At 75.3% G+C, this 15,291-nt stretch carries 11 protein-coding genes and 1 pseudogene; 4 read left to right on the forward strand and 8 right to left on the reverse strand.

The window, feature by feature from the left end; genetic code table 11:
* Positions 1-45 precede the first annotated feature (45 nt).
* From AB0C73_RS14215 to AB0C73_RS14240, 6 genes and pseudogenes are all read right to left on the reverse strand, one after another.
* Complete coding sequence (locus AB0C73_RS14215; protein WP_362528902.1) at positions 46-453, reverse strand: roadblock/LC7 domain-containing protein; 408 nt, start codon at positions 451-453, stop codon at positions 46-48.
* Positions 454-646: 193 nt separating this feature from the next.
* Positions 647-1,369, reverse strand: a complete 723-nt coding sequence (locus tag AB0C73_RS14220) for an ATP/GTP-binding protein (RefSeq protein ID WP_362528905.1) — start codon at positions 1,367-1,369, stop codon at positions 647-649.
* Positions 1,350-1,766 carry a DUF742 domain-containing protein gene (locus AB0C73_RS14225; protein WP_362528907.1) on the reverse strand — a complete coding sequence of 139 codons (417 nt, stop codon included), beginning with the start codon at positions 1,764-1,766 and terminating at the stop codon, positions 1,350-1,352. The genes AB0C73_RS14220 and AB0C73_RS14225 overlap by 20 nt, the downstream gene beginning before the upstream one ends.
* 36 nt (positions 1,767-1,802) lie before the next feature.
* Entirely contained in the window at positions 1,803-2,237 is a 435-nt protein-coding gene (locus AB0C73_RS14230) for a roadblock/LC7 domain-containing protein (protein ID WP_362528909.1), read from the reverse strand.
* A complete protein-coding gene (locus AB0C73_RS14235; protein WP_362529354.1) occupies positions 2,234-4,897 on the reverse strand; it encodes a nitrate- and nitrite sensing domain-containing protein in 2,664 nt (887 codons plus the stop codon). Before AB0C73_RS14235 ends, AB0C73_RS14230 begins: the two co-directional genes overlap by 4 nt.
* 915 nt (positions 4,898-5,812) lie before the next feature.
* Positions 5,813-6,562: pseudogene (locus tag AB0C73_RS14240) on the reverse strand (MHYT domain-containing protein); the annotation flags it as partial.
* Positions 6,563-6,767: 205 nt separating this feature from the next.
* Here AB0C73_RS14240 and AB0C73_RS14245 point away from each other — a divergent pair.
* Complete coding sequence (locus AB0C73_RS14245) at positions 6,768-7,370, forward strand: methyltransferase domain-containing protein (RefSeq protein ID WP_362528912.1); 603 nt, start codon at positions 6,768-6,770, stop codon at positions 7,368-7,370.
* Positions 7,371-7,683: 313 nt separating this feature from the next.
* Entirely contained in the window at positions 7,684-8,586 is a 903-nt protein-coding gene (locus AB0C73_RS14250; RefSeq protein WP_362529357.1) for a hypothetical protein, read from the forward strand.
* Positions 8,587-8,654: 68 nt separating this feature from the next.
* On the opposite strand, the gene AB0C73_RS14255 is transcribed toward AB0C73_RS14250, so the two are convergent.
* On the reverse strand, positions 8,655-9,200 hold the full coding sequence (locus tag AB0C73_RS14255; protein WP_362528913.1) for an MOSC domain-containing protein: 546 nt from the start codon (positions 9,198-9,200) through the stop codon (positions 8,655-8,657).
* Between the two features lie 108 nt (positions 9,201-9,308).
* On the reverse strand, positions 9,309-10,397 hold the full coding sequence (locus AB0C73_RS14260; protein ID WP_362528916.1) for an acyl-CoA desaturase: 1,089 nt from the start codon (positions 10,395-10,397) through the stop codon (positions 9,309-9,311).
* A gap of 263 nt (positions 10,398-10,660) precedes the next feature.
* Between AB0C73_RS14260 and AB0C73_RS14265 the strand changes: the two genes are divergently transcribed.
* Positions 10,661-13,699 carry a DEAD/DEAH box helicase gene (locus tag AB0C73_RS14265; RefSeq protein WP_362528918.1) on the forward strand — a complete coding sequence of 1,013 codons (3,039 nt, stop codon included), beginning with the start codon at positions 10,661-10,663 and terminating at the stop codon, positions 13,697-13,699.
* A 128-nt stretch (positions 13,700-13,827) separates the two neighbouring features.
* Entirely contained in the window at positions 13,828-15,231 is a 1,404-nt protein-coding gene (locus AB0C73_RS14270; RefSeq protein ID WP_362528920.1) for an SWF or SNF family helicase, read from the forward strand.
* Positions 15,232-15,291: the final 60 nt, after the last annotated feature.

The raw sequence follows: 15,291 nt of genomic DNA on the forward strand, positions 1-15,291 counted from the left end.
CCCTGTGGATAACCCCGGGCGGCGGCTGCCGCCGCCTGACAGACCCTAGAACTCGCCCACGCCGCCCGGCTGCCGCGCGGCCACGCCCAGGTGCTCACCGACCCGGTTGACGAGCAGCGTCATCTCGTAGGCGACCTGACCGACGTCGGCCTCGGCCGCGCTCAGCACGCACAGGCAGCTGCCCTCGCCCGCCGCCGTCACGAACAGCAGGGCCTCGTCGAACTCGACCATCGTCTGCCGGGCCCGGCCCGCGTCGAAGTGGCGGCCGGAGCCGCGCGCCAGGCTGTGCAGGCCCGAGGAGACCGCGGCCAGGTGCTCGGCGTCCTCGCGCTCCAGTCCGCTGCTCGCCCCCGTCACCAGGCCGTCGTTCGACAGCACGAGGGCGTGCCGTATCGAAGCGACCCGTCGGGTCAGGTCGTCCAGCAGCCAGTCGAGTCCTCTGTCCAACGCCATGCGTGGTCCTCCCCCTGAGTGGTGCGTCCCCGTCGCCCCGCGGTCCCGTGGTCCCCGCGGCCCGGGTGGTCGCGTGTCCGCGGCCGGCCGGGTAGCGGCCGACCGTCTTCCGGTCAGCCTTACGCACTGTCGTGGACAGGGCAAGCATCCGTCACGATCCGCGCGCCGCCGGATCCTCTCGCCCGGCCGCCGCTCAGCCCTCCGAACCCGTCGAGCCCTGTGATCCCGAGCCGGACACCGCACCCGGAGCCGTCCCCGAACCCACCGATTCGAGCAGCCGGGCGGTGTGCATGCGGCCCGCGTGTTCGACGACCCGGATCAGCACCTCCTTGCCCGAGTCGCGGTCCCGGGCGTCGCAGAGCACGACCGGGGTGCCTCGGTCCAGGTCGAGGGCGCGGGAGACATCGTGCGCACCGTAGGTGCGGGCGCCCGCGAAGCAGTTGACGGCGACGACGAAGGGGATGCGGCGGTGCTCGAAGTAGTCGACGGCGGGGAAGCAGTCCTCCAGGCGGCGTGTGTCGGCGAGGACGACGGCCCCCAGCGCGCCCTGGGACAGGTCGTCCCAGAGGAACCAGAAGCGGTCCTGGCCCGGCGTGCCGAAGAGGTAGAGGGAGAGGCCGGCGCGGATGGTGATGCGGCCGAAGTCCATGGCCACGGTGGTGGTGGTCTTCCGGGCGACGCCGCCGGTGTCGTCCACCGACTCCCCCGCGCGGCTGAGGCGTTCCTCGGTGCGCAGCGGGCGGATCTCGCTCACGGCACCGACGAGGGTGGTCTTGCCGACCCCGAAGCCGCCGGCGACCAGGATCTTGAGGGCGAGGGCCGTGGTGTCCGTGTCGGTGCGGGTGCCGGTGCCGGTGTGGGTGCCGGTGTGGGTGCCGCCCGTCGAAGGGGTGCTCTCAGAGCGCTCGTAGGCCATCGATGACTTCCCTCAGGATCCGTTCGTCGGGCAGTTGTGCGGGCGGGACGGGTCTGCTGACCTTCACGAAGCCCGCTTCGAGGAGGTCGCCGAGGAGGACCCGGACCACCCCGACGGGGAGGTCGGCGTCGGCGGCGAGTTCGGCGACCGACTGGGTCTCGGCCCGGCACTGGGCGAGCAGGGCGCGGTGTTCGGGGCCGAGGAGGGCTTCCTCGGCCCCGCCGGGCGGGTCGTCGTCGACGACGACCAGGGCGATGAGGTCGAACCGTACGTTGCTCGGTCCGGGCCTGGTCCGCCCGCCGGTCATGGCGTACGGCCGCACGAGCGGTCCGGCGTCGGCGTCGTACCACCGGCTTCCCGGTGCGGGCCGGCCGCCGCCGGTGCTGTCCTCGTTCATGAGGTCTCTGTGTTCATGGGTTCTCCGCGGCTCCGGTCAGCCCGCGGCCGGCGGGGTGACCGTGAGCCGGGGCGGGGTGTGCAGGTGCTCGCCGACGCGTTTGACCAGCCGGGCCATCTCGTACGCGATGAGGCCGATGTCGGCGTGTATCCCGCTGAGGACGGCGAGACAGGAGCCGTCGCCCGCGGCCGCGACGAAGAGGAAGCCGCCGTCCATCTCGACCATGGTCTGGCGCACCCCGCCGGTGTGGAACTGCCGTCCGGCGCCCTTGGCGAGGCTGTGGAAGCCGGACGCGATGGCGGCCAGGTGTTCGGCGTCCTCGCGGCTGAGCCCGCTGGAGGCGCCGACGGCGAGGCCGTCGCTGGACAGCACCACGGTGTGCCGGACCTCGCGGACGCGCGTGACGAGGTCGTCGAGGAGCCAGTCGAGTTCGCCGGAGCGGTGGTGGGAGATCCTCTCGTGGTCGATCATGCGTCGTCTCCTTCGTGGCCTTCATGGCCTTCGCGGCTTTCGCGGCTTTCGCGGCCTTCGGTGCCGGGTTCGCGGGATGCGGGGCGGTCGGCGGGCTGGTCGGCGGGCTGGTCGGCGGCCCGGTCCGCGGGATGCGGTCCGTGGCCCGTGCCGAGCGTGCGCCGGACGGGGGGAAGAGGTGTGCCGGGGTCGGGGCCGCCGCCGCGGCGCCAGCCGTCGCGGTAGGCGGTCATGCGGTCCCGGACCGCGTCCGGTGTCCGCTCACCCGCGCCGTCACCGGCCGGGCCGGGCCCGCCGATCGGGGTGTGCGGGGCGGCGGCGGGTGCCTTGCGGAGTTGCGGTACGAGGCTGGCCTGCCGTACGCGCCGGGGCAGGTCGGCGCCCGGTTCCTCGCCCGGCGTGCCGGGGGCACCTCCTGAGGTGCCCCCGCCGTCGGCGCCGGCCGTGGCGGGCGAAGCGGGCGGGAGCGGTGGTACGGACCGGGCGGGGGTACGGGGCGAGGCCGGGGCGAGGTTCCGGCCTCGCTGGCGCAGGGCGGTGACGGCGGCCGGGGGCCGTTCGGGCGCGGACTGCTCGGCGTGTGCGGCGTGTTCGGCGGGCGTGACCGGCTCGCCGGTGGCGCGGCGGCCCTCGTGCGCCGGGGCGGGTGCCGCGTACGGACGCCCCTCCCCCGGCCCCCGCCCGTACCTCTGTCCCTGTCCCTGCCCCTGCCCCTGCCCCTGCGTCTGCGCCTTCTTGAGCGGCGAACGGGGTCCGGGCACGGCCAGCGACCCGGTGCCGGCACCGGCAGCGGAAGGCGTCTCCTGCGGCGGGGTGCGCTGCAGCAGGTCGGTGGGGAGCAGGACGACGGCCGTGGTGCCGCCGTACGGGGACGTGCGCAGGTGCACCTTGATGTCGTGCCGCGACGAGAGGCGGCTCACCACGAACAGGCCGAGCCGGTCGCTGTCGAAGAGGTCGAGGGCCTCGGACCGGGCGATCCGGGTGTTGGCCTCGGCGAGGGTGTCCTTGCCCATGCCGAGTCCGCGGTCCTCGATCTCCAGGGCGTAGCCGTTGCCCACGGGTTCGCCGCTGATCCGGACCTTGGTGTGGGGCGGGGAGAACTGGGCGGCGTTCTCGATGAGTTCCGCGAGCAGGTGGGTGAGGTCGGCGACGGCGCCGCCGAGGACGTCGGTCTCGGGGAGCCTGCTCATCTCCACGCGCGCGTAGTCCTCGATTTCGGAGACGGCGGCGCGGACGACGTCGGTGAGCGGGACGGGAAGCCGCCAGGCGCGGCCGGGGGCGGCGCCGGAGAGGATGATCAGGCTCTCGGCGTGGCGGCGCATGCGGGTGGTGAGGTGGTCGAGCCGGAAGAGGTCGCCGAGTTCGTTCGGGTCGTCGGCGCGCCGCTCCATGGTGTCGAGCAGGTTGAGCTGGCGGTGCACCAGGATCTGGCTGCGGCGGGCGAGGTTGACGAAGACGCCGGAGATTCCGCTGGCGAGTTCGGCGCGTTCGACGGCCGCGGAGAGGGCCGCGCGGTGGACGGTGGTGAGGGCTTCTCGGACCTGGCCGATCTCGTCCTGAGGTGCGGGGCCCGGCGGGGCTTCGGTCTGTACGTCGATCTCCTCGCCGGCGCGCAGCCGGTGCATGGCGGCGGGAAGTTTGCGGCGGGCGATCTCCAGAGCGCCGTTGCGGAGGCTGGTGAGTTCGACGACGAGGCCGCGGCCGATGCGTACGGAGATGACGAGGGAGACGGCGACGGCGGCCAGGCCGAGGAGCACGGCGGCGCCGCCGGCGCTGAACGCGCCACCGCCGAACGGGTCGTGGCGGGCGGCGGCGGCCGCTTGCGCGTCCTGCTCGATGCCGGCCGTGCCCTGGTGTACGAGGGCGTGGGCGGCGTCCCAGTCCGTGGAGGTGACGGCCTGGGCGGCGCGGCGGCCGGGGGCGGCGGCACGGACCCGGTCCTCGGCCGCGGTGAGCCGGCGGTAGGCCGGCTGGGCGGTCAGGTTGCGCCAGGCGGCGCGCTGGGCGGCGGGCAGGTCGGCGGTGGCGGATTCGGTCAGGGTGCGGCGGGCCTCGACGGCGCCGCCGAAGGCGCGGAAACGGTCGGTGTCGAGCGAGCCGGTGAGGTGGGCGGCGCCGAGCAGGGCGTCCTCGCGGGCGAGCTGTTCGGAGGCGCGGGCCAGTTCGAGGAGGACGCGGGCCTCGGCGCCGGTCCCGGTGTCGTCGCCGGCGGCGAGGGCGCCGCCGACGCCGAGGCCTTCGGTGATGGCGGCGGTGTAGGTGTCGTAGAGGCGGTCGGGGTCGGCGCGGCCCGCGGCGGTCTCGGCGCGGAGGGTGCGGAGGGCCTCGGCCTGGCCGACGAAGGAGGCGACCCGGGCGGCGACGTCGGTGGGGAGGCTGCCGTTGTCGCCGACGGTGTGGCGGGCGTCGAGGCGGAGGCGGGCGACGGCGGCCGTGGTGGCCCGGGCACGGTCCTCGAGTTCGGCGGCTCGGGCGGTGCCGGGGGCGGCGGCCTGGCGCACGGCGGCGCGGCGTTCGTCCTGGAGGGCGGCGATCGCGAGGGTGACGGGCTGCCGGACGTCGGTGTCGACGGACTGCAGGTGGCGGAGGCGGGCGATGTCCTGGGCGGTGGAGACCGTGGCGAATCCCCAGAGGGCGAGCAGGGAGACGACCGGGACCATGAGCAGCGACACGATCTTCGCGCGGACGGTACGGGGGCGCAGGCCGCGGGTGTGCCGGCGCGGTCCGGCGGAGGCGGAGGCGCGGCCGCCGGCGCGTGCGGAGGCCGGGCCGGGCCTTGACCCCGGCCCCGGCCCCGCCGCACCGTACGCGGCCGTCCCGGACTCCGCCACGGACCCCGCCACGGACGACGACACGGGCGGCGGCACGGATGCCGAGAGGGACGGCGTGACCGTCGGGGCGGGTTCCGTGCGGGTGGCCGTGCCGTCCCAACCGGTGGGGTCGGGACCGGTGCCGTCGGGACCGGCGGAGGCGGTGTCCGCGCGCCCGCCCGGCACCGGCGGCGCCACCGGCACCGTCTCGTCGGCGGGCGGCCCGGCGTGGGCGCGGCGGCCGCGGCCCGGCGTGGGCGGCTTGGCGGGGGCCCCGGGGTCCGGGGTCCTGCGGGGAGTTCGCATGGCCTCCTCGTTCCTTCGTTCACGGACCCGGTGGAGCGGGCGGGGTCCGCTGGTGCTCAGGGCTTACGGGGCTGGTACGGCGCCGGTGGGCCTGTCGGGTGGTCGGGGCGGGCCGTGGGGACGGGCGGCCGGCCGGTACGTCGGGGGGGCGGGGCCGGAGTCGGGGGCGACCGGGGAGGGCGGGCGGCGCACCCGGTGCCGTACAGGAGCGTGGCGAGGGAGCCGTACGAGAACCCGGGTCGGCCCGCCCTGGCGTGGCGTCCAGGCAGGGTGGTCCTGGCGTGGCGCCCTGGCGTCGTGTCAGGGCGCGGCGGCGTCGTGAGGCTTGGCCGGGCTGTGCACGGGGCCGGAGGGGTGGGCGGGGGCGCGGGTGGCGGCGTGGGCGCGGAGCCGGGGCTCCGGCTCGGGGCGGAAGCCGGGGGGTGCGACGTCGACGGCGCGTCCGTCGGGTTCGGTCAGGCGCCCGGCGGAGGCGTACGCGGCGCGTTCGCCCGCGGTGGGCGAGAGGGCGACGAACGCCGAGGTGATGAAGAGGTAGGAGCCCAGGCCGACGGCGAGCGGGAAGATGAACTGCATGACGCCTGCACCGGGGAGGGGTGCGGCGGAGGGGGTGACCTCGACGTCGACGGCGAACATGCCGGTGTAGTGCATGCTGCTGACGGCGGCGCCCATGACGAGGGACGCGAGGGCCACGGCCGCCGGGGCGTGGACGTGGAGAGCGGCCCAGAGGGCGGCGGTGGCGGCGACCACGGCGATGCCGACGGAGAGGGCGACGAGCAGCGGGTCGTAGCGCACGGTGCCGTGCAGGTTGAGCGCGGCCATGCCCATGTAGTGCATGCTCGCCACGCCGACGCCCGTGGTCAGTCCGCCGATCAGGAGCGATCGGACCCGGTCGCGCCCGTATCCGACGGCGAAGACGCCCCCGCCCACGACGCCCATCGCGATGAGCAGGCTGAGCAGGGTGAGGGGGACGTCGTAGCGTATGTCGGTGCCGGTGACGCCGAAGCCGAGCATCGCGACGAAGTGCATCGTCCAGATGCCGGTGCCGATCGCGGAGGCGGCGGTGAGCAGCCAGTTGCGGCGCGAGCGGCCGGTCGTGTCGAGCGCGCGTACGGTGCAGCGCAGTCCGAGGGCGGCGCCGATGCAGGCCATCGCGTACGACAGCGCAGGTGTCAGCCAGCCGTAGGTGGCGTGGTCCAGGTGTCCCATGGCCCCGGGACGCTAGTGCGCCCCCAGGGGCGCACAGGGGGCGCATTTCGAAAGCTGACGGAATATGACAGAGAGATGTTTCTGAACGATCGCCACTACCTCGAACATGCGCACAGATCGCTCACTCCCTCGGGGGACATCCAAGGCGTCGCGTCCACGCAAACCACCCCCGGGAGTGACCGGGGGCTGGGGGATCATGGGTCACATGAGCGATGACCCCACACAGGTACGGGAGTTCTTCGGCGCGCGCGCCGCGCGCTGGGACACGAAGTTCCCCGACGACGGGCCGGCCTACGCCGCCGCCGTCGCGGACCTCGGGCTGCGCCCCGGCGACGCGGTGCTCGACGCCGGCTGCGGCACCGGCCGCGCGCTGCCCCCGCTGCGCGCGGCGGTCGGCCCCACCGGCACGGTCGTCGGCGCCGACCTGACACCCGAGATGCTCGCCGAGGCGGTGAAGGCGGGCCGGGACACGGCGGGTGCGCTGACGCTCGCGGACGTCGCCCGGCTGCCGCTGCGCGACGGCGCACTCGACGCCGTGTTCGGCGCGGGGCTGATCTCCCATCTCGCCGACCCGGAGCGGGACCTGCGCGAACTGGCCCGGGTGGTGCGGCCGGGCGGGCGGCTCGCGCTGTTCCACCCGATCGGCCGCGCGGCCCTCGCCGCCCGGCACGGCCGGCAGATCAGCGACGACGATCTGCGGGCCGAGCCCCGCCTCCGCCCGCTGCTCGCCCGCTCGGGCTGGGAGCTGATCGCTTACACGGACGAGGACGACCGCTATCTGGCGCTCGCCGTACGGCGTACGGAGTGACGGCGCCGCCGACGGCCCGCCGGTCGGGGCGAGCCGGTCGGGGCGAGCCGGTCGGGCGTGCCAGTCGGGCGTGCCAGTCGGGCGCGCCTGGTCCCCACCGGTGGCTTCCGGGGCTTCCCGGACCCTCCCGGGCTCTCGACGGGCGGGTTACTCACTGGTTAGGGTGCGCCGACGACCAGATGGGGAGGCTGACGTGGCCGAAACGGAATCCGCCGTGACCGGTGCGCAGGGCGCCGTCGCGGACGCCGTCACGGAGGACGTCGTCGGAACCGGGGCCGGGAGCAGTGCCGGGGCCGGGAGCAGTGCCGGGGCCGTGACCGGCGCGGGGACGGGAGCGGACTCCGCGGCCGGGGACGACGAGGACGCGCTGTACATCCTGACGGCCGCGCTGCTCACACCCGCGCGATTCCCCAGTGTCCTCGGCGACGACTACCCGGCGGCCTGCGCGGCGCTGGGCCTCGAAGCGTATGCGGAGGGGTACGGCCTGGTCTTCGGGCAGGACGGCGCCGGTGCGCGGTGGACCGTGGTCGTGGACGACGTGTCGCTGGTCGCGGTCGCCATCGCGTCCTGGGACTGCGGCATGGCGTACGACCTCTCCCCCGACGACCGCTCGGTGGTGTCGGCGCTGCCTGGCTGGCCGCTCGCCGTGGCCACCGCCGCGCCGGACCTGCCCGCGCCCCACGACCCGGCCCCCGAGGACGGCGCACCGGCGCCGCTCACCCCGCCGGACGGAAGCCGGTGGGGTCCCGCCCAGCGGCGGCTCGGCGCCGACATGGTGGCCCTGCAGTGGGCCGAGTGGCGCGCCAGGATCGGAGACGAGAGCCCCGCCGAAGCGGCCGCCGGCGAGGGGGAGGAGCGGCACGACGACAACCCGGAGGGCGCCGACGGCCTGAAAGGCACCGACGACCCGGAGGGCGCAGACGACCGTCAGGGCGCCGACGCCGGTCCGTACACCGGCGTGCGGCGCGTCCTCGAGGAACTCGGCGAGTACGTCGAGCAGGCGCCCCCGGTCGGGCGGGTGCGGTCCAGCTTCGCCGACGGCGAGGCCCGGATGCTGCGGGCCGACGGCCCCGGCTGGTCACTGGTGGCGCGCACCGACGACATGGCCTTCGTGCTCCTCGACGACGAGCCGCACCGGGTGCTCCCCGTGACGCCCGGCCCCAGACTGCCCGATCTGCTGCGGTCCCTCGACGCGATGGCGATACGCCCGAGCTGACGGCGCCCGGACCGGGAGGCCGTGGGCCGGACAGGCGTCCCGCCCACGGCCCGCGGGGGCCGGCCGGGTCAGACCTGCTCCAGCGGAACGTGCGGCTCCGGCGGCAGTACGACACGGATCGCGTCGCCCGGGCGCACCTCCCCGCCCGTCAGGACGACCGACATGATGCCCGCCCTGCGGACGATCCGGCCCTCCTCGTCACGGCCGAGGACCTGCTTGAGCAGTCCGTGCCGGAAGTTGTCGATCTGGGCGCAGGGGTTGCGCAGGCCGGTGACCTCGACGACCGCCTCGGTACCGAGGTGGAGGCGGGTGCCGGTGGGCAGGCCGAGCAGGTCGATGCCGCGGGTGGTGACGTTCTCGCCGAGGTCGCCGGGGGCGACCTCGAAGCCGGCGCCCGCCACCTCGTCGAAGAGCTCCGCGTGGATCAGGTGGACCTGGCGGAGGTTGGGCACGGTCGGGTCCTTGGCCACCCGCGAGCGGTGCTTGACGGTGACGCCGGCGTGCACGTCACCCTCCACGCCCAGGCCGGCGAGGAGCGTGATGCTCTCCCGGTTGGGCTTGGTGAACGAGTAGACGCCATTGCTGCTGACCGTCGTGACGGTGCCTCGGCTCATCGGACAGAGCTCCCCTTCTCTGTGGTGGTGTCGCGCGCCCCGACCCTACGCGGCGCCCTCCGCGCGCAGCGGGGCGCCCACCTCGTGCAGGTGCCCGAGGGCCTGACGTTAGGAGTCGACGAAGCCCGTCTCGGTGTACGGGATGCCCAGTTCGCGGCAGTGGGCACGCACCGCGGGCTGGGCGAGGCGCAGATGAGGGCGCGGCATGCTGGGGAAGAGGTGGTGCTCGATCTGGTAGTTGAGCCCGCCGAGGAACCAGTCGGTGAGACGGCCGCCGCGGATGTTCCGGGAGGTCAGGACCTGGCGGCGCAGATGGCCCCAGGAGTCGCTGTCCGGGTGGGCGTCGGGCATCTCCATGCCCTTGTGGTTGGGGGCGAAGGCCAGGCCGAGGTGGACGCCGAGCAGCATCTGGTGGAGCAGGGCGAAGGCGAGGGCCTGGAGCGGGCTGAGCAGGGTGAGCAGCAGGGCCGTGTAGCCGGCGAGGTGGGCCAGGAGCAGGGCGCCCTCGACGAGGCGTTCGCGCCGGGTGCGGCAGGGGCCGCTGCGGGAGAGCAGGGCCTGGACGCCGTACACCTTGAGCGCGATGCCCTCCAGGGTCGTCAGCGGGAAGAACAGCCAGGCCTGGTGGCGGGTGAGCCAGCGGCGCAGACCGGTGCGGCCGGTGGTCTGGTGGGCGGCGAAGACGAGGATGTCGGCGGCGACGTCCGGGTCCTTGTCGAGGTGGTTGGGGTGGGCGTGGTGGCGGTTGTGCTTGTCGTTCCACCATTCGCGGCTCATGCCGAGCAGCAGGTTGGCGTGCACGAGCTGGACGGCGCGGCCGAGCCGGCGGTGGCCGGTGACCTGGGCGTGGCCGGCGTCGTGGCCGAGGAACGCGGCGCGGGCGGAGAGCAGGGCGAGCGGCGGGGCGAGGAGCAGCGCCCACCAGGAGGGGCCGAGGAGGACGAGGCCGGTGACGACCGCGGCGAGGCCGAGGAGGTTGACCGCCATGTCGCGGGCGTACCAGCCGGGGCGGCGGTCGAGCAGGCCCTGCTCCTTGACGGTGCGCAGGAGCGGGGCGAACTCGCTGCCGCGGCTGTCCTGGGAGCGGCCTGTTCGGGTACGGGCCGTTCGGGCAGGGGCCGTTCGGGCAGGGGCCGTTCCGGTACGGGCGGGGTGCGGCGGGGTGGGCGCGGCGAGGGTCGCGGTGGCCTGGGGCATGGCGGTCTCCGGGGTCCGTCGAGGTCCGTGGAAGGGCCGTCGCGCGGGCCGCGCCGGCTACCGAGAACGTACGGACCGGTGATCGTCCGGCACCATGGCGTCACCACCCGGACCGGTTCGGGGGCGGCCCCGGGGGCGGGGGTGGGGTCTTCCCCACCAGACGGAACAAGGTGACGGGCGTCACAACGAAAGAGTGCGCGTGGAGTGGATTCGGTGGAGTATTCTCGGGCGCTCGACATCAGTAGTCAAATTTGAGGAATGCGTTGTCGCAGTCTCCGTCGCAGTCGCTGTCGTCCTCGATCCCGCACACCCCCACAGATCAACTCGCCCGCTGCTCCGCCCTGTTCCTGCCCGCCGAGCCACCGCGCGCCGGCCGCATCGCCTTCTGGTCCCCCGACGGACCGCCGGCCGGCCCCGGAACCGGCACTTCCACCGAGCCGACCGTCGTCGATGTGGTCGATGTGGTCGACGGCGAAGTGCAGCCTCTGACCGTGCCCGCGCGCCTCCTCCCCGTACGGGAGGCGCTGCCGGTCCTCGCCCGCGCGCGGTTCGCCGCGGACGCCTCGCCGTCGGCGGCGTTCTGGGGCGCGGCCTCGCTGTTCTCGCTCGACCTGGTGGCCCGGGGCCTGCTCCTGCCCGGACTCACCGCCGGTGACCTGGACGCCTGGCGGGTCGGCCCCCTGGGCGCCGAGGAGGTGGCCGCGCTGCGCGACCTCGCCGCCTCCATGCCGCCCTCGGCCCACGCCGTACCTCTCCCCGCCCACGGCCCTGACGCGGAACTGCTGCTTCCCGAACCCGAGGAGCTGCTGCGCGCGTTCGCCGACGCCGTCGCCGACGTCCTGCCGCGTACTCCGGCCGCTCCGCTGCTCGCCGGCGGCCCCGCCTTCGCCGCCGACGAGCGCCATGCGCCCGTACCGCTGCCGGAGCAGTGCGCCTGGGTGGCGGACGTGGCCGCCGGGCACGACGCCGGCGTACAACTCTCGCTGCGCGTCGAACTGGTGACGTCCGGGGCGCCCGACACAGCCGATGCGGCGCCGTCGTTCCGCGTCGTGCTGCAGATGCACGCGGTGGCCGACCCGGCCCTCGTCGCGGACGCGGCCGACGTCTGGGCGGGCACCGCTCCGACAGGCGTGGGCGGCGCGGGCGGCGCCGCGTTCGGGCCGCGCGCCCGGATGGACGCGCTGCTCGCGCTGCGCCGGGCGGCCCGCGCCTGGCCCGCGCTCTCCCCGCTGCTCACGGCCGCCGTCCCGGACGCCGTCGAGCTCGCCGACGAGGAGATCGCCGAACTCCTCGGCCCGGCCGCCCGCGCCCTGGCCGCCACCGGCGTACGGGTGCACTGGCCGCGCGAACTCGCCCACCGGCTCACCGCGACCGCCGTGATCGGCCCGCCCGACGGGCCCGAGGACGGCGCCGGTCACGGCCACGGTCACGGCCACGGCCACGTCAGGGACAGCGAAGGCCGGGACAGCCATGGCAGGGCCAGCGACGCGCTGACCTCGTTCCTCTCCGCCGACAACCTGTTCGCCTTCAACTGGCGTTACGCGATCGGCGACCGCGCACTCACGCGCGCCGAGTTCGATCTGCTCGCCGAGGCCGGCCGGCCGCTCGTGCGGCTGCGCGACCAGTGGGTCCTGGTCGACCCCGAGGAGCTGCGGAACGCCCGGGCGCACCAGGACCGGAAGCTGACCCCGGTCGACGCGCTCGGCGCCGTACTCACCGGAAGCACCGAGGTCGACGGACGCCGGGTCGAAGTCCGGGCAACCGGTGCACTCGAACGGCTGCGGGCGCGGCTCGCCGACCCCGAGGGTGGCGACGGGGGCGAAGACGGGGGCGGAGACGAGGGCAGCGAACGGGAACTCGCCCAGCCAGCCGCGCTCGCGGCGACGCTGCGCGACTACCAACTGCGCGGACTGCGCTGGCTCGACCGGATGACCTCGCTCGGGCTCGGCGGCTGTCTCGCCGACGACATGGGCCTGGGCAAGACGATCACCCTGATCGCGCTCCATCTGCACCGGCAGACCGACCCGGCCACGGCGGGCCCGACCCTGGTGGTCTGTCCGACCTCGCTCATGGGCAACTGGCAGCGCGAGATCGAGAGGTTCGCGCCCGGCACACCGGTCCGGCGCTTCCACGGCACGACCCGCGCCCTGGACGGACTCGCCGACGACGGCTTCGTCCTCACCACGTACGGCACGATGCGCCTCGACACCGCCCGGCTCGCCGGACAGCCCTGGGGCCTGGTCGTCGCGGACGAGGCGCAGCACGTCAAGAACCCCTACTCGGCGACCGCGCGGGCACTGCGCACCATCGGTTCGAAGGCGCGGGTGGCACTCTCCGGCACGCCGGTCGAGAACAATCTCTCCGAGCTGTGGGCCATCCTCGACTGGACGACGCCGGGACTGCTCGGCGGGCTCGGCGCGTTCCGTACGCGGTACGCCTCCGCCGTCGAGGGCGGCGGCGATCCCGCCGCGGCGGCCCGACTCGCCGCGCTCGTACGCCCGTTCCTGCTGCGACGGCGCAAGTCCGACCCGGGCATCGCGCCCGAACTGCCACCGAAGACGGAGACCGACCACGCCGTGGCACTCACCACGGAGCAGGCCGGTCTGTACGAGGCGGTGGTGCGCGAGACGCTGGAGGCGATCGCCGAGGCGGACGGGATGGAGCGGCGCGGGCTCGTGGTGAAACTGCTCACCGGGCTGAAGCAGATCTGCAACCACCCGGCGCAGTACCTGAAGGAGGACCGGCCGCGGATCGAGGGGCGTTCGGGCAAGCTGGAGCTGCTCGACGAACTGCTCGACACGATCCTGGCGGAGCGGGCGGGCGTGCTCGTGTTCACGCAGTACGTGTCGATGGCGCGGCTTCTGGAGGAGCATCTGGCGGCGCGCGGCGTGCCGGCCCAGTTCCTGCACGGCGGCACACCGGTCGCCGAGCGCGAGGCGATGGTCGCCCGCTTCCAGGCCGGCGAGGTGCCGGTCTTCCTGCTGTCCCTGAAGGCGGCGGGCACCGGTCTCAACCTGACCCGGGCGGAACATGTCGTGCACTACGACCGCTGGTGGAACCCGGCGGTGGAGGCGCAGGCGACCGACCGCGCCTACCGGATCGGGCAGACCCGGCCGGTGCAGGTGCACCGGCTCGTCGCCGAGGGCACGGTGGAGGACCGGATCGCGGCGATGCTGGAACGCAAGCGGGCGCTTGCCGACGCCGTCCTCGGCGGGGCGGGCGAGGCGGCGCTCACCGAGCTGACCGACGCCGAGCTGGCCGAACTGGTGCGGCTGCGCGGCGAGGAGGAGGACGCCCGATGAACACCCACGGGGACGGGACACGGAACACCAGGACGGACGGCAGGACGGCCGGCAGGACGGACGGCTGGGCAGGCGGCCGGGCAGGCGGCAGGACGGACGGCAGGGCGGACGCTCACGGGAAGGGGCACATGCGCGGGAACGCGGGGCGGGACGGCGAGGAGCGGACGTTCGCGGCGCTGCCGCCGGTACAGGGCGGGGCGTTCGCCCGTACCTGGTGGGGCCGGGCGTGGCTGAAGGCGCTCGAGGACACGACGCTGGACAACAAGCAGCTGAAGCAGGGCCGGCGGCACGCGCGGGCCGGGGCGGTCGGAGCGGTGTCGGTGCGTCCCGGCCGGATCACGGCGATGGTGCGGGACCCGGACGGCACGGCGTACCGCAGCGACGTGCTGTTCCAGGAGCTGTCCGAGGCGGAGTGGGACACGCTGGTCGACCTGGCCGTGGACAGCGCCGGGCACATCGCGGCGCTGCTCGACCGCGAGATGCCGCCGCATCTGGTCGAGGACGCTGCGGCGGCCGGGATCGATCTGCTGCCGGGCATCGGCGACCTGGAGCCGGAGTGCGGCTGCGAGGCCTGGGACCACTGCCCGCACACGGTGGCCCTCTGCCACCAGGTGGCGCGGCTGCTCGACGAGGACCCGTTCGTGCTGCTGCTCATGCGGGGGCGCGGGGAGCGGGCCGTGATCGAGGCGCTGCAGGAGCGGAGTGCGGCGCGGCTCGCGGGCCCGGAGGGGGCGGCGGGCGCGGCAGGCGGTCCCGGCGGGGGCCCGGCGGGCCGGCCGGGCGGGTCGAGTGCGTCGGGCGCGGCCGGTGCATCGGATGCGCCCGGCGTGTCGGGTGTCTCCGGTGCGCCGGGTGTGTCGGCGGAGGAGGCGTTCGCGGCGGGTGGCATTCTGCCGCCGCTGCCCGCCCCGCCGGTGCCTTCGGCGGCACCGGGCGAGCCGCCGTCGCTGGACACGGAGACCGATCCCGAGCCGGGGGTCGACCCGACGGCCCTGGAGTTCCTCGCGGCGGACGCGGCCGCCCGCGCCCACCGCCTCCTCACGGGCGCCGCCGCGTTCGACGAACCCCCGCTGACGCCCGCTCAGGACGCGGTCCGCCTCGCGGCCGGCTCCCCCGTGTCCTGGCACCTGACCCGCCTCGCGGCCGGCTCGGGCCGCAACCGTGCCGAGCTCGACCTGGCGGTACGGGCCTGGCGGACCGGCGGACGGGCCGCCCTCGCGGTCCTGGCGCAGGAATGGGCCCCGGGCCCGGAGGCCCTGCGGCGCGCCGAGACCCGCCTCGCCGAGGCCTGGGACGCCGACGAACGCCCCGCGCTGCGTTCCTCCGCCCCGGCCTGCTGGACCGTGGACGGCACCGGGCTGCAGCTGCGCCTGGGCGAGGACGCCCGCTGGTGGCCGTACCGCGAACGGAACGGCACCTGGTCCCCGGCGGGCCCGCCGGACACGGACCCGGCGGCGGCGCTCGCGGGTGCGGAGGGCGGCGCGGAAGGTGGCACGGAGGGCGGCACGGAGGGCGGGGCGCAGGTCGGCTAGTGCCGGTCGGGCGGGTCGGGGGCGGGCCGACCGCCTCGTCCCGTACGGGGGTCTCCCCTC

The sequence above is a fragment of the Streptomyces sp. NPDC048623 genome (genome assembly GCF_040650755.1).
Lineage (GTDB): Bacteria > Actinomycetota > Actinomycetes > Streptomycetales > Streptomycetaceae > Streptomyces.